The following is a 13,530-nucleotide window of genomic DNA, read 5'->3' on the forward strand; positions in this document are numbered from 1 at the left end:
TCACGCTGCTTCCTGCTTTCGTCTCATATACTTCGATAGTAGCATGAATACCGCTAAATAGGCGATTAAAATCAGAATATTTTTCCAATCGGGCATATTTCCGCGGATAATCTCCCAGGCGCCATTGCCGAAATTATAGGATGGCAGCCATTTTCCGATGGTTTGCATGATTTTCGGCATAATCTCAAGCGGCATCCACAGCCCGCCAGCAACCGCGAGTACCATATAAATTACGTTGCTGATACCGGCAGCCGTTTCTACTTTTTTCATCATGCCAATCAAGGTGCCAATGGCGAGGAATGGCAGCGAGCCGAGCAAAATCCACAAACCGCTGGCGATCCATTCAAAGACGGTAAGTGACACGTCATTGATGAGTGCCCCTGCGATAAAAATAATCGTAATCGAAAGCAGATGGATCACACTTTGGCCAATCATTTGCGCCGCAAAGTAGATCGTATCAGAAAGTGGCGTGATACGAATGAATGTTGACCAGCCTTGGGAGCGCTCCTGCACCATCCGGATGCCGAGCGTCATCATCGACGAACCCATGACACTGAACACGGTCATCGACATGAGGTAATGCGCCTGCCACTCGGCTTGGTCTGGCGCATTGGTGTTGACCACGTTTGTAAAAATATAATAGAAGAGAATTGGCATTACGAGTGACCAAAATACAAAATAGCGATTCCTGAGGACGCGGAGAATTTCGACTTTGCACTGCATTTGGAATGTTTTCATTTTATATGGCCTCCTTCGTGCCGCTTGTTAACTGTTCAAACGCCTCTTCAAGCTTGCCGCGTTCGATTTGGATGTCATGGGCACCGATTTTTTCTTGAAAAAGTGACTCTAGGACTCGGTCTGTATTATTCGACTGGACATAGACACGATTGTTTTTTCGGTAAATATTATCAACTTCACTGTGGAGATATAAGTTTTCCAGCGATTTCTCCGGGTCAACGATAAAGGAAACCGATTGCTTCGAAATTCTCGCTTTGATTTCGGCCGGTGTTCCATCAGCGACTACGGAACCGTCTTTAAAAAGTAAGATCCTATCCGCCGCATCATCCGCTTCCTGCAGATAATGCGTGGAGAAAATAATCGTTTTCCCTTGGTCAGCAAGGTGATGAATCGTTTGCCAAAAGCGATTTCTTGATGTAATATCCATGCCGACCGTCGGTTCATCAAAAATAATGAGTTCCGGGTTACCTGCGAGGGCAAGGGCGAAGCTTAAGCGGCGTTTCTGACCACCTGACAGTTTTTCCGCGCGTGTTTTCAAATCCTGTTCGGTTAGACCAGTTAGGTTGATGAGTTCCGCCATCTCAAGTGGCTGCGGATAATAGCTTCTTATTAGTTGGAGGATTTCGTGGACTTTCAGGCCGGGCATGACGCTGACTTCCTGGAGCATCGTGCCGATTTTTTCTCGTACCTGCTTCTCCTGCGGCTGGTGGGTAAATAGTTTGACCTCTCCTGCGGTTGGGTTGAGCAGTCCCAAGATCATCGAAATGGTGGTTGTTTTCCCGGCGCCATTCGGGCCAAGAATCGCCACCACTTCGCCTTTCCCAATGGTGAATGATACATCGTTAACCGCTATTTTATGTTGAAATGACTTTGTCACGTTTGTTAAGTGTACAATTTCGTTCATCTTTCGAACACCTCCTGATTACTTGATTTCATTGTATGACGTCCGGAAGGTAATTTTTAGTAAGGATTGTCACCAAAACGAGGTGACAAATGTCATATTCTTTTGACCTATTGGTGGTTGGATTCACAGGGGCGGCGTTTATTCCGCGGGTTTTCGTGTTTATTCCGCGGGTTTTCGTGTTTATTCCGGCAAACTTAGACGGAATTCCGCCGAATTGGCCATTTATTCCGCGAAGTACATGTTTCAGCAGGACCCGACAACCTAAAAAGAGACCTCCTATGCAGAAGGTCTCTCATACGGTATTTTTTTTAAAATCAGTACCCTAACCCATGTCCAAATCCGTATAAGACGCTGCCGTCCTGGTTGTAAATTGTAACTGGAAGTTTGCCGGTTGGCTGATTTACAGCAAAGATCGTGTTCACTGCAGCCTCAAAGCTTACATCTTTCGTGCCATACTGGGTCAAATAAGCATCTACATTAGGGTACGCCATCACGTCGTATGGATTACGAAGCCCCACTGCAATCACGGCAGCGTCCGTCTGCTCCATCACCTGATTGGCCAGCTTCATTAAATTGGCTGAGGGCAATCTGCCGCTTACCGTAGAGGTATTTGTCCCAACTATGATATATTTTGCTGTTTTGGCGATGGCTAAATTGGCAGCCGAAAGCGGTGCTGCTGTATCGATCACGGTAACATTTGGATGGTGCTTTTTGACCTCGGCCGTGATAACCGAAGCGCTGGATCCGACGACAACAATTTTATCCTCGGCGGTAGCCTTTAAAGGAAGGGCGCCGTTATTTTTCACAAGCGTAATCGATTTTGCCGCCGCTTCTTTTTCTACCTGCAAATGTTCCGCAGATCTCGCCACTTTCTCGGCATTCACAACCTTTTCATCAAGGCTCTTTTCCACTTCAGCCTTCACAATTCCCCGATTTAATTTCAATGTTAAGATCCGTTCTACCGATTGGTCGAGTCTTTCCTCTGGGATATCCCCGGAGTTAACGGCATCGTAAAGACCATTTGCCACGGATTCAAGTCCTACCGGCATTAACACAATATCCGTTCCCGCTTTTACGGCACGAACCGCGGCATCGACGGGACCAAAATGGTCGGCAATGGCTTGCATATTCATCGCATCGGTCACAATAACACCCTTAAAGCCCATCTCTTCACGCATTAAACCGGTTAACACCTTGTGTGATAGGGTCCCGGGAATAGCAATTTCCGTGCCATCCTTTTTTGAAATAGCTTTCGTGCTGTCGATTTTCGGGAAAGTAACGTGGGCCGACATTACTGCATCAATTCCGGCATCCATCGCCTGTTGGAAAGGGTACAATTCTACCTTTTTCAAGCGGTCAATATCATGCGGAACCTCTGGCAAACCTAAATGTGAATCCGTTGCGGTATCCCCATGACCCGGAAAATGCTTGGCTGTTGCAGCCGTTCCCGTTTCATGCAGACCTTTAATATAGGCATTCCCCATCTTGGCAACAAGCTCAGGATCCTCGCCAAATGACCGAACGCCAATCACCGGATTATCGGGGTTATTATTTACATCGAGAACAGGTCCAAAGTTCATATTAATCCCGACCGCGTTAAGTTCCTCGCCAATCGCCTTGCCCACTTTTTCAGCCAGTTCTTCAGATCTTGAGGCGCCAAGCGCCATGTTCCCAGGAAAATCGGTTCCGAACTGCAGGCGAGTTACAATCCCGCCCTCTTGGTCAACTGAAATTAACAAGCCATATTTTTCTGCCGCATCCTGATAAGCCGACACGAGCTTCGTTGTTTGCGCAGCCGTTACGGTGTTTTCACGAAAAAGAATGACACCGCCAAGATGATACTTTTTAACAAGCGCAGAAATTTCAGCATTCATTTCCGTTACATTTTGCCCCTTCCAAGTACGGAAATCCGGCATCAGCATTTGTCCAACCTTTTCTTCCATCGTCATCTGTTGGATGGCATCTCCGATCAGATCATAGCGTGATCCCTTTTCTTTTTCCATGAGGATTTCTCCTTGATTACCTTTGAATTGAATCGCCATCCGATCGGTGAAGCTGCCATCACTAACAGTGATGAAGGTTTTGCCATTGTACCCTGAGAGGGTAACCTCGCCATCTTTGACAGCGGCCACATTCTTATTGGAAGATTTCCAAGTCAGATTTTCAGATACCAGCATAAAGTGGCCATCTTCGTACACATGAAGGGCATTTATTTGAATTTTGTTGTCTTTCACATCCCTTGTTACTTGCGGAACGTTAAGGTCAATCACTAGGTCCTTAATCCCCGAAGCCGCCGCAGCCCCTGCAAATGGAATCCCCGTTAACAATAGGGCAAATGCAAGAAATGAGGTCATACACGTCCTGAAAAATTTTCGCATCGTTTCTCCTCCTCCATAGATGCAGGCGCTGATTTATGTATAAAACTATGATTGCGCTTACATATTGATTTAATCATATATGGGAGTCTGTATAGTCGTCTATACCACCTATGTCCTATACAAGCCTTTTCTTCTTGTTTTATTAGGTATAAAGGCGAGGATCATTCGCATTATTTTTGATCTTTTCCACTAATTTTGTATTACCCACAGATTTTAAGGAAATATCCACATTCAAACAGCAGTTATCAACAAATATTTAAGGTTATACACAAATTTATCAACATGTTTTTATTCCTTATCCGCGATTGCTACAAATAGAGATATCTATCCACATTGCTCGTATTTTTATCCACAATTTGCAAAAAGTTATCTACATTATTGGATGATTTGTCCACAAATTATTACCATTTCTGAGGATAACTCACTAAAGGACTTAGAAACATATTCTAAGTCCACCCTTTTCCCCTTGTCTAATCCGGAATACCAGACTCCTCTGTTTCGGGGATAGACCTTCCTTTTTCCACAATCTCCTTTAATTCCCCTTCATCCCCTTTTGCGTTAATAATCTCGAATAGTTGATTCAATCCTTCGCTCGTTCCGTCGACCCTATTTTTCAAAAAATAACCTCCCTTTCCTAGTAGAATACCCAACTGGGATTTCATTATTTAGCATTAACACGTTGTTAATATTGCCTTGCTCACTCGTTCACAAACTGTTCACTATCCACCCCATTTTCAGTGACCTAAATCACTAGAGCAATCACTAGAGAAGTTAAAATGAAGGTGTAGTAAGGAATGAAAAAAAGGAGTAACTGGGGGAGATTATTAATGGGTAAGATCACGAAGTTTGCAGCAATTATTGTTTCATCTGTCGTAGTGTTAAGTGCTTGTGGTAAGGCGGAACTTTCAATTGAAAAAGATGTGAAGGCACAGACGAATAAGAATGCATCTTCAACTGTTATTGCACCCCATGAGCATCTAAATCAAAAACCAACACCTATAAAAATAGATAGAATCGGCGAGCATGAAGTCAATATCGAAATGACCTCACAAATCACGGATATTGAAATTTCTAAAGGCGATATGTATAAAGCCTGGACCTTTAATGGCGAAGCCCCAGGGCCAGTCATTGTCGTGAACCAAGGCGATAAAATTAATTTTACCTTAAAAAATATGGATCCATCCATTCCGCACAGCATGGACTTTCACGCCGTACATGCTGCACCATCTGAGGATTTTGCGAATGTAATGCCAGACCATACCGGTTCTTTCAGCTATCCTGCTGATAATCCAGGGGTATTCATGTATCATTGCGGTACAAAGCCAGTGCTATCACACATTGCTAACGGCATGCATGGGACCATTATCGTCAAACCAACTACCGGCTATCCGACCGATTCCGAAGTCGATCGTGAATTTGTCATCGTGCAAAATGAATGGTACAAATACAATAATTTAGATGATTTTACAAATGGAACACCTAAATATGTTGTTTTTTCAGCAAAGGCTTTAAAAGATGGGGATATTAACACAAACGGAACAGTAGGCGCGCTTGTTGACAAACCACTGCTAGCGAAAGTTGGCGACAAAGTGAGATTCTATGTGATGAACGTTGGTCCAAATGAAGTGTCAAGCTTCCATGTGGTCGGCACCATGTTTGATGATGTCTATATGGATGGTAATCCGTTTAACCATATGAAGGGCATGCAAACAGTAATGCTTCCAGCTAGTGGCGGGGCAGTGGTTGAATTCACTGTCACGAAGGAAGGCAGTTACCCATTTGTTACCCACCAATTTAACCATGCGACAAAGGGTGCCAACGGCGTCTTGAAAGTCACGAAAGATGGCCATGATGATGGTAGCGAAGTCATGTCACATTAATTAGAAAAGCGGAAGCGCCCTGATCAGCTCACGACAGGCCTGGAGCGCTCCAACTGAGATAAAGGAAACACGGTGAGCGGAGCGAACCGATGTTGACTTATCGTAGGGCGGAGAGCGAAGGACATTAGCCGCTAGGGAGCTGAAGCTGGACCAATCTCAGAGTCGAAATAATATCTTCATTTTTACAAAATGAAAGTGCCGGGTGAGGAACCCAACACTTTTTTTGTTGCCAAATCATATAGGGACCCTTACATTCTCAGCCCCATTTCAAACGCTTTACTATTATGATACGTCGCTTTCACCTTTAACTTCATTCTTAATGCATCATCCAGGCAATCTTGCTGCAGCAATTCATGGTGACGGTGCTGGAATAGATGATAATAATATTTTCCCAGCATAAATAATTTCAACACATGAAAACCTCCTCCATTGTTGGTTTACATAAATCGCAGGAGTAGTTAGTCGTGTTCGGTAACTGGCAAGCATCGTCGTTAAACATTAGCCCCTAATAGTTTTGCGTCACCATCTTTCAATGGTTTTGCCGTTTCGTACGATTTATGTGTTTATAAAAACTATAAGCAGTCGCCATTTAAAAGTAAAGGGACAATAGACCTAATAAGTCAAACTATTTAGTAAATTTAGGAATGTAACTGGGACAGGTTGGTTTATTTTTCCTAAGGCTGTTTTAAAGCCATAGATCGTGTCAATGATATATAATGAAGTGAGTTTTCTTTTAAAAGGACGATTATCATGCCAAAATTAACTAGATTCAATATTTGTCTTCTTGTGATTACACTTTCTTTATCAGGATGCTCCTGGAAAAATCATTCGGCGAAAAAGGATAGTAGTGAGGCAAATCTGCCGCCTGTCCCCGCAGATCATTCTTCAACAGCTGAGTCTAACAAAAATAAGGATGGTAGGCAGACAGATTCGGGTGTTCAGATTGTTACTACGCCGGAAATGATCCCTGTTCTTGTCAACAAGCATCATATGCTTCCTGATGATTACAATCCCAGTGATTTGGTTGATCCCAATATCCAATTTATTTTTGCAGAGAAATTAGAAAAGCGGAAAATGCGTGCTAAGGCCGCAACTGCTATCGAAATGTTATTTACTGCGGCTAAACAGGATGGTATAAACCTGCTGGGTGTCTCGGCATACCGCTCCCATAGTGAACAAACCTCCTTATTTAATCACTACGTTAATGTAGATGGGTACGAGGCTGCTATGACCTATAGTGCTGTTCCTGGTACAAGCGAGCATGAAACAGGCCTCGCCATTGATGTAACGGGTGGCAATGGAAAATGTGCGGCCGAGGATTGCTTCAAGGGAACTCCCGAGGCGGACTGGCTACAGAAACATGCCGCTGATTATGGATTCATCATCCGCTATCCAAAAGGAAAAGAGCAAATTACCGGGTACCAATACGAACCCTGGCACCTCCGTTACGTCGGCAAAACGATCGCCAAAAAAATCATGGACCGCGGCATCACACTCGAAGAATACTACAATACCGCGGCAGTAAATAATGGTGCCTGACACCCTTTGTGGACAGAAAGGCGCAAGCGCCCTGGTCAGCGGCGTATGGCCTGGAGCGCTCCAACTGAGATAAAGGAAACACGAAGAGCCGGAGGTGATTCGATGTTGACTTATCGTAGGGCGGAGAGCGAAGGACACTAGCCGCTAGGGTGCTGGAGCTAGACAATTCTCGAAGTAGAAATTTAAACTTTCCTACATAAAAAGGAGCCTCCACTTGCAGCATGTACTATGCAGCGAGTGAAGGCCCTTTTTGTTATTTTCCTTTTATTTCAAGTAATTTCAGACGCAGGTCGTTTTCCATGTTAGCTAGTTCTTGTTCGGCAAGACGACGCTTGTGGCGGCCTTCTTCTTGGATTCGCATGGTTTCTTCGAGTGTTGTGATCAAGCTTTCCTGGGTTTTCTTTAATGTTTCAATATCCACTAAACCGCGCTCGTTTTCTTTTGCCGTTTCAATCGTATTGGTCTTTAGCATTTCAGCATTTTTCAAGAGAAGCTCATTGGTGGTTTTCGACACCTGCTTTTGCGCCTCCACCGCATGACGCTGGCGAATCAGTGTCAATGCAATCGCTACCTGATTTTTCCATAGGGGAATCGCCGTCATGATCGATGATTGGATTTTTTCCACAAGCGCCTGGTTTGTGTTTTGGATTAAGCGAATTTGCGGCGCACTTTGAATCGTGATTTCACGGCTTAATTTCAAATCATGCAGACGCTTATCTAAACGGTCAGCGAACTGAATCATATCGTTGACCTCTTGAAATTTCATTTGGTCATTGGCTGCCTCCGCTGCTATTTTTAACTGCGGAATTGTTTGGGTTTGCATTTCTTCTAGTTTGATTTCACCGGCAGCGATATAAATATTCAGAGCATGAAAATATTCTTTATTCGTTTCATAAAGCTGTTCAAGCAATTTTATATCGGATAAAAGGACATTTTTACTGCGATCAAGTTTCACACTAATCCGGTCAATTTGCGCCCCTGTTTTCTGGTATTTGGATAGCACTTCTTGAAGGGTGCCGGAAATTTTTCCAAACATACGAGCAAATAAGGATGGCTTCCCATCCTTTAGTTCATCCGGATTGACCTCATCAAGCCTCTTCATTAAGTCACTAATGATTTCTCCAATTTCACCTACATCCTGTTTCTGAACATGCTCAAGCATGGCATGGGAAAAGGAAAGCAACTTTCCTTGTGCTTGGGTGCCGTAAAGAATCATCGCTTGATGGTTGGCCGGATCGATTTGTTCCGCCAGCTGATAGGCCTTCGCCCGATTCTCCTCTGGTATGACGTCAATTAACTTGACCGGTTTCACTTCATTCGCTTGCGTTTGCGGTGCCGGATTTTGGGTCAATTCTTGCTTATCACCAAATGGATCGGCCAGAATATCATCTAATAAACTTCCAGATTTAGTAAGATCAATTGGATTGTTTTCACTCATTTTAGCCACCTATTTTCTTCAGGGAATTTGGAATCTTTGTTTTTCTTGATAGAATGCTTTGCGACATCAATTTCAAAGTTTAAGGTATCGATATCATTCGAAATGACCTGATATAAATCTTCTTCCAACACCCTTGAGAGTTCATTTAATGTTCTGCGTGTTTCAATAAGGGACAGCCCTATCTCGCTATTCTGCTTCGGTTGCGAGGAGAGGAACGTATATTTTTCTGTTAGTTCAACAATTGAATCCAAATGGGAAAAATAAAACTCCTCCGCCTTGTAAAAACGCTTCGGTTCTTTTGTTGTCATCTTGTGTATTTTTTTTGTGATTCTATGAATGTCAATTCTTTGTTTAACAGATGAAATATCCCGGATCTTGAAAATACTTTTATTTAAGCGCCTGATTTTCTGTTTTGCTTCGGCTAAGTTTTTCCTAATATAGCGGTATTCTTTCCGTGAAAGCTGATGCTTTTTTAAATAGCTGATGTTCATGAACAACGAAAGGATCAGATGGGTAAGAACCCCTCCAAGGATTGCAAAAGCAGTTGATGACCAGAATGTGAGTCCAATAGGAAAAAAGCAAATTAGCCATGTACATACGGTTATCGGGACAGCCACAAATGTGCGAAGCAGAAATGACAAAATCGGGTTCATAATAAATCGACTCCTGACTTAATAATCCTTTTTATTCATACGAATGAAGGGAAGTGAATGTTTCACTTCTTTTGAAAATATCCGTATCAAAAGAAAGTTATTTCCAGTTACTACTTCCACAATACACGAAAAAACTCCTGCCTGCCATAGACCACAAACGGAAAGAAATCTAAGACTTAAGACGTATTTTTATTCGAATTATGGTCTACGCCCAAGAGGAATTCAATGTATTTCATAGGCTAATAAAGGTATTTAAGAAAACTAGAGTAATAAAGAGGAGAGAGGAGTTTTACATGTATTATCCTTATAGAATGCCTGTTGAGCACCATCACGGAGGAAACCAACACCACACTGGCGGACATTATCATCAGGGAAATCAACACCACCACGGGGGACAGCACGGACAGCACGGACAGCACCACCACGGAGGGCCATCACATCACGAGGTTCCGTATCATCACCATGAGAATCATCATCATCACGGGGGGCATCAACACCCAGGCGATCAACACGCTGCACATTCGGGTCTGGGGGCGTTGGGTGCCGGCATGCTCGGGCTGGGGTTAGGGTATTTAGGGTCTGGGCTCGTACACGGAACCGTCCCAGCAGGATATGGAGGTCTTGGAGGATATCCTGGTTATGGTGGCTATCCACCTAGTCCGGGGCCTTACGGGTATGGACCGGGTGCAGGGTATGGATACCCTGTTGCTTCCCCTTCCGGTTATCCAGGGATGGGTCCAAATATTTATGGATCCGGGGCCTATCCACCTGTCGGGGGATTTGGAACCTGGTCACCCGCTGAATACGGTATCCCTAGATAGGTTTACTATAAAAAGCAGGCTATCAAATTGATAACCTGCTTTTGGTCCTTCCATTCCACTTATCACCGCTCGTACAGTTCGATCGGAAGCCCATCTGGGTCGGCAAAGAAGGTAAACTTTTTGCCTGTTAAGGAATCTATCCGGATTTCTTCGACGGTAACATCGTGCCTTGTTAAATCACGTACAGCTTCTTCCATATTTTCCACCTCAAAGGCAATGTGTCTTAACCCAGCAGCTTCCGGATAGCTTGGCCGTACCGGTGGGTCCGGGAACGAAAACAACTCAATTTGATAAAGCCCATCCACTGCCAAATCAAGTTTATACGAGTTCCTTTCCTTTCGGAAGACCTCCTGTACAGGTGTCAAACCAAGAACCCGCACATAAAAATCCTTTGATTTTTGATAATCTGAACAAATAACAGCGATATGGTGGATCCTTTTTAATTTCATGTGAACACTTCCCTTAAATAAAAATAAACATTATCCCACTTTTAAACAAAGGCGATACTAAATAAATCAGAGACAAAACACATCCCAATGAGTAAAGCCTGTAAACTTACGATATCACAATTTGTTGTTGTAATGTGATCGTATTTTTCAATGATTCATTAAAGAACCACAATATATATTTACCCTTCCAAATTAACTTCAAGAACAGCCACTTCACTTTACAAAAAGTTCACATTTTCTAGTTTCGCCCCCTGATTATCTGAATATTCAAAATTAGTACAAATTGCCTTTCCTTCGCCTCGGAATATATTGCAGGGTGCATTGAAATAACCAATCCAAGAGGTGAATGTACGTTTGAAGAAAAGAGCTCTTTTTACCATTCCATTATGCTTGGTGCTTATTGCGGTGATTGTAACTACCTTCTTCTTACTCAATATCAAGCCCGCTGAAGGAAAAATAGCGCAAGCACAAAAACTGGCAGAATACACGAAGCCGGCAGTTGTTCGAATCGTTGATTACGCTGTTGTCGGGTGGCAGTTTAACAACCCTAACGATCCTGAAGTTATGGCGATATTGGATCAATTAAAGTACCAATCAGTTGTCGGTGGTTCCGGGTCTGGTGCGATCATTAGCTCCGATGGTTATGTCGTTACAAACGCCCATGTGGTCGAAGCGACGCAAATGAAGGATGAAGATATTGCCAATGCGGCGTTTGAACAACTGGTTGGAATTCTGGCAGACCAATTTAATGTTGACTACGAAACAGCGTACCAATACATGCTTACGTATACAAAATATACGGAGATAAAAAAAGTATTAAAGGTTGTTTTACCGGGCGGGGATGTCCTTGATGGCGAAGTGAAAAGCTATGGAGCTCCTATTAATGAGGGTAAGGACGTCGCTGTTTTAAAAATTGAAGGGAATAACCTGCCTACCTTACCGCTTGGCAATTCCGATGAAATCCAGAACCAGGATAATGTTTGGGTGAGCGGCTACCCTGCTGCAGCCGATTCTGACCTGTTATCCACGGATTCATCCTTCGTTTCTTCAATGACTGCAGGGCAAATCTCGGCTACATCGAAAAGGACAGAACAGGGAAGCCCAGTCATTCAGATTAATGCGGCTGCCACACATGGGAACAGCGGTGGTCCAGTTATCAATGAAAAAGGACAGATTATTGGTTTACTCACCTTTAGAGGCGACACAGTGAATGGCCAAGAGGTTCAAGGCTTTAATTTTTCTGTACCGGTTAATACAGCAAAAGAATTTGTGAACCAAGCCGGTGTCAGGGAATTCAAAAGTGAAACCGATAAGCTTTTCCAAGATGGACTCGAATTGTATTGGGGTGGTTACTATAAACATGCGTTGGAAAAGTTTGAGGCGGTTCAGCGCATCTATCCCAACCATTCTGAGATCAAACACTATATCGCGAACTCGGAAAAAAAGATGAGCAGCAGTAAGACGTTATGGTCCGATTATTCTACCACCTTCTATATCATCGATGGTGTTTCCGGATTACTCATTCTTGTACTGATGGTGTTCACCTTTGCCTTTAGACCGAAAAGCCCAGCGGTTGCTGTCACTGGCGTTCCATCAGCCGGACCGGAAAACACCTTGGCTGACCTACACAAAGATCGCAAAATCGACGTTCAAGACATCCTCCTCGCCCTCCAAGAACACCAGAAACGGCAGAAAAAAGACGACGACGATAGTGGAAATGGTGCCTGACACCCTTTCCACTACTGGGATGCAGTTTTGCGCTGTATCCCTTTATTTGTGCACGTTTTTCTCATTGGAAACATTTCTGGGTTCGTGCATATACAGTATAATTAAAACTAAAAGGTCCATATCTGTTCTCGTCAAGATAACGTGAACCTTCTATAAAGGAGCGAAACGAAGGTGACTGAAAATCTGTTATTAGCATTTGGATTAACATTATTTGCAGGCCTTGCGACTGGAATAGGCAGTGTTCTTGCCTTTTTCACCTCACACACCAACACAAAATTTTTATCGGTAACGCTTGGGTTCTCTGCAGGGGTGATGATTTATGTATCCATGATTGAAATTTTCGCCAAGGCAAAAATAGCACTTGTTGATGCCTTAGGAGTTGGCCCTGGAAACTGGCTGACGGTTGGCGGATTCTTTGGCGGCATGCTATTGATTGCCGGCATAGATAAATTTATACCGAAGCAGAGTAATCCACATGAACTGAAAACGGTGGAGGACATGCAAGGTAAAGACAGTAAAGGCAGCCAGCCTGATTTATTAAAAATGGGAACCTTCACGGCACTTGCTATCGGTATTCATAATTTTCCTGAGGGGATCGCCACCTTCACGTCAGCACTCCAAGATCCTGCGCTCGGCATTGCCATTGCTGTAGCCATTGCCATTCACAATATTCCAGAAGGAATTGCCGTTTCTGTCCCTGTTTATTTTGCAACAGGTGATAAGAAAAGAGCCTTCAAGCTTTCCTTTTTATCAGGTTTATCCGAGCCAATCGGGGCATTGGTAGCCTACCTTTTCCTCATGCCGTTTCTCAATGACATCATGTTCGGGATCATTTTCGCTGCGGTTGCGGGAATTATGGTGTTCATCTCTCTCGATGAATTACTGCCGGCAGCCAAAAGGTACGACGAGGCTCACCTCTCCATCTACGGCCTGATCGGCGGAATGGCCGTAATGGCACTTAGCTTGCTGTTATTTATTTAGAGTCTTGGTGCCTGACACCCT

Annotated in this window: 13 protein-coding genes and 1 riboswitch; of the genes, 5 read left to right on the forward strand and 8 right to left on the reverse strand. The window is 43.7% G+C overall.

The features are described from left to right. The 4 genes from RCG19_RS06380 to RCG19_RS06395 form a co-directional block, all read right to left on the reverse strand. Complete coding sequence (locus tag RCG19_RS06380; RefSeq protein WP_308110122.1) at nucleotides 1–738, reverse strand: ABC transporter permease; 738 nt, start codon at nucleotides 736–738, stop codon at nucleotides 1–3. A gap of 1 nt (nucleotide 739) precedes the next feature. Beyond that, on the reverse strand, nucleotides 740–1,642 hold the full coding sequence (locus tag RCG19_RS06385; RefSeq protein WP_308110123.1) for an ABC transporter ATP-binding protein: 903 nt from the start codon (nucleotides 1,640–1,642) through the stop codon (nucleotides 740–742). Nucleotides 1,643–1,956: 314 nt separating this feature from the next. After that, nucleotides 1,957–4,020: a beta-N-acetylhexosaminidase gene (gene nagZ, locus RCG19_RS06390; protein WP_308110124.1), complete on the reverse strand. Its 2,064-nt coding sequence runs from the start codon at nucleotides 4,018–4,020 to the stop codon at nucleotides 1,957–1,959. A gap of 470 nt (nucleotides 4,021–4,490) precedes the next feature. Continuing rightward, nucleotides 4,491–4,637, reverse strand: coding sequence for a hypothetical protein (locus RCG19_RS06395; RefSeq protein ID WP_308110125.1), 147 nt, complete (start codon nucleotides 4,635–4,637; stop codon nucleotides 4,491–4,493). A gap of 177 nt (nucleotides 4,638–4,814) precedes the next feature. Between RCG19_RS06395 and RCG19_RS06400 the strand changes: the two genes are divergently transcribed. Further along, complete coding sequence (locus tag RCG19_RS06400; RefSeq protein WP_374049582.1) at nucleotides 4,815–5,900, forward strand: multicopper oxidase domain-containing protein; 1,086 nt, start codon at nucleotides 4,815–4,817, stop codon at nucleotides 5,898–5,900. Nucleotides 5,901–6,148: 248 nt separating this feature from the next. Here RCG19_RS06400 and RCG19_RS06405 read toward each other — a convergent pair whose 3' ends face one another. Then, the gene (locus RCG19_RS06405) at nucleotides 6,149–6,313 is read right to left on the reverse strand and encodes a hypothetical protein (protein WP_166244498.1); all 165 of its coding nucleotides are present in this window, start codon (nucleotides 6,311–6,313) and stop codon (nucleotides 6,149–6,151) included. Between the two features lie 54 nt (nucleotides 6,314–6,367). Continuing rightward, nucleotides 6,368–6,453: riboswitch (cyclic di-GMP riboswitch) on the reverse strand. A gap of 197 nt (nucleotides 6,454–6,650) precedes the next feature. On the opposite strand from RCG19_RS06405, the gene RCG19_RS06410 reads away from it, so the two are divergent. Beyond that, nucleotides 6,651–7,439, forward strand: a complete 789-nt coding sequence (locus tag RCG19_RS06410) for a M15 family metallopeptidase (protein ID WP_308110126.1) — start codon at nucleotides 6,651–6,653, stop codon at nucleotides 7,437–7,439. Between the two features lie 253 nt (nucleotides 7,440–7,692). Here the strand turns inward: RCG19_RS06410 and RCG19_RS06415 are convergent, their stop codons facing one another. Further along, nucleotides 7,693–8,877 carry a toxic anion resistance protein gene (locus RCG19_RS06415; protein ID WP_308110127.1) on the reverse strand — a complete coding sequence of 395 codons (1,185 nt, stop codon included), beginning with the start codon at nucleotides 8,875–8,877 and terminating at the stop codon, nucleotides 7,693–7,695. Beyond that, nucleotides 8,874–9,530, reverse strand: a complete 657-nt coding sequence (locus RCG19_RS06420; RefSeq protein ID WP_308110129.1) for a 5-bromo-4-chloroindolyl phosphate hydrolysis family protein — start codon at nucleotides 9,528–9,530, stop codon at nucleotides 8,874–8,876. Before RCG19_RS06420 ends, RCG19_RS06415 begins: the two co-directional genes overlap by 4 nt. Before the next feature lie 293 nt (nucleotides 9,531–9,823). On the opposite strand from RCG19_RS06420, the gene RCG19_RS06425 reads away from it, so the two are divergent. Then, on the forward strand, nucleotides 9,824–10,351 hold the full coding sequence (locus RCG19_RS06425; protein WP_308110130.1) for a hypothetical protein: 528 nt from the start codon (nucleotides 9,824–9,826) through the stop codon (nucleotides 10,349–10,351). Between the two features lie 62 nt (nucleotides 10,352–10,413). Here RCG19_RS06425 and RCG19_RS06430 read toward each other — a convergent pair whose 3' ends face one another. Further along, nucleotides 10,414–10,800 carry an SMU1112c/YaeR family gloxylase I-like metalloprotein gene (locus tag RCG19_RS06430; protein ID WP_308110131.1) on the reverse strand — a complete coding sequence of 129 codons (387 nt, stop codon included), beginning with the start codon at nucleotides 10,798–10,800 and terminating at the stop codon, nucleotides 10,414–10,416. Between the two features lie 354 nt (nucleotides 10,801–11,154). Between RCG19_RS06430 and RCG19_RS06435 the strand changes: the two genes are divergently transcribed. Both RCG19_RS06435 and zupT read left to right on the forward strand, forming a co-directional pair. Next, the gene (locus RCG19_RS06435; RefSeq protein WP_308110133.1) at nucleotides 11,155–12,528 is read left to right on the forward strand and encodes a S1C family serine protease; all 1,374 of its coding nucleotides are present in this window, start codon (nucleotides 11,155–11,157) and stop codon (nucleotides 12,526–12,528) included. Nucleotides 12,529–12,699: 171 nt separating this feature from the next. Further along, nucleotides 12,700–13,509, forward strand: a complete 810-nt coding sequence (gene zupT / locus RCG19_RS06440) for a zinc transporter ZupT (RefSeq protein ID WP_166244488.1) — start codon at nucleotides 12,700–12,702, stop codon at nucleotides 13,507–13,509. Nucleotides 13,510–13,530 lie beyond the last annotated feature (21 nt).

The sequence above is a fragment of the Neobacillus sp. OS1-2 genome, assembly GCF_030915505.1.
Taxonomy (GTDB): domain Bacteria; phylum Bacillota; class Bacilli; order Bacillales; family Cytobacillaceae; genus Neobacillus.

What these genes read in the sequence shown, in the direction of transcription:
- RCG19_RS06425 (WP_308110130.1), top strand. Translation starts at nt 9,824, where the DNA reads ATGTATTATCCTTATAGAATGCCTGTTGAGCACCATCACGGAGGAAAC.
- RCG19_RS06400 (WP_374049582.1), top strand. Translation starts at nt 4,815, where the DNA reads ATGAAAAAAAGGAGTAACTGGGGGAGATTATTAATGGGTAAGATCACG.
- RCG19_RS06380 (WP_308110122.1), bottom strand. Translation starts at nt 738, where the DNA reads ATGAAAACATTCCAAATGCAGTGCAAAGTCGAAATTCTCCGCGTCCTC.
- RCG19_RS06430 (WP_308110131.1), bottom strand. Translation starts at nt 10,800, where the DNA reads ATGAAATTAAAAAGGATCCACCATATCGCTGTTATTTGTTCAGATTAT.
- nagZ (WP_308110124.1), bottom strand. Translation starts at nt 4,020, where the DNA reads ATGCGAAAATTTTTCAGGACGTGTATGACCTCATTTCTTGCATTTGCC.
- RCG19_RS06410 (WP_308110126.1), top strand. Translation starts at nt 6,651, where the DNA reads ATGCCAAAATTAACTAGATTCAATATTTGTCTTCTTGTGATTACACTT.
- RCG19_RS06415 (WP_308110127.1), bottom strand. Translation starts at nt 8,877, where the DNA reads ATGAGTGAAAACAATCCAATTGATCTTACTAAATCTGGAAGTTTATTA.
- RCG19_RS06420 (WP_308110129.1), bottom strand. Translation starts at nt 9,530, where the DNA reads ATGAACCCGATTTTGTCATTTCTGCTTCGCACATTTGTGGCTGTCCCG.
- RCG19_RS06385 (WP_308110123.1), bottom strand. Translation starts at nt 1,642, where the DNA reads ATGAACGAAATTGTACACTTAACAAACGTGACAAAGTCATTTCAACAT.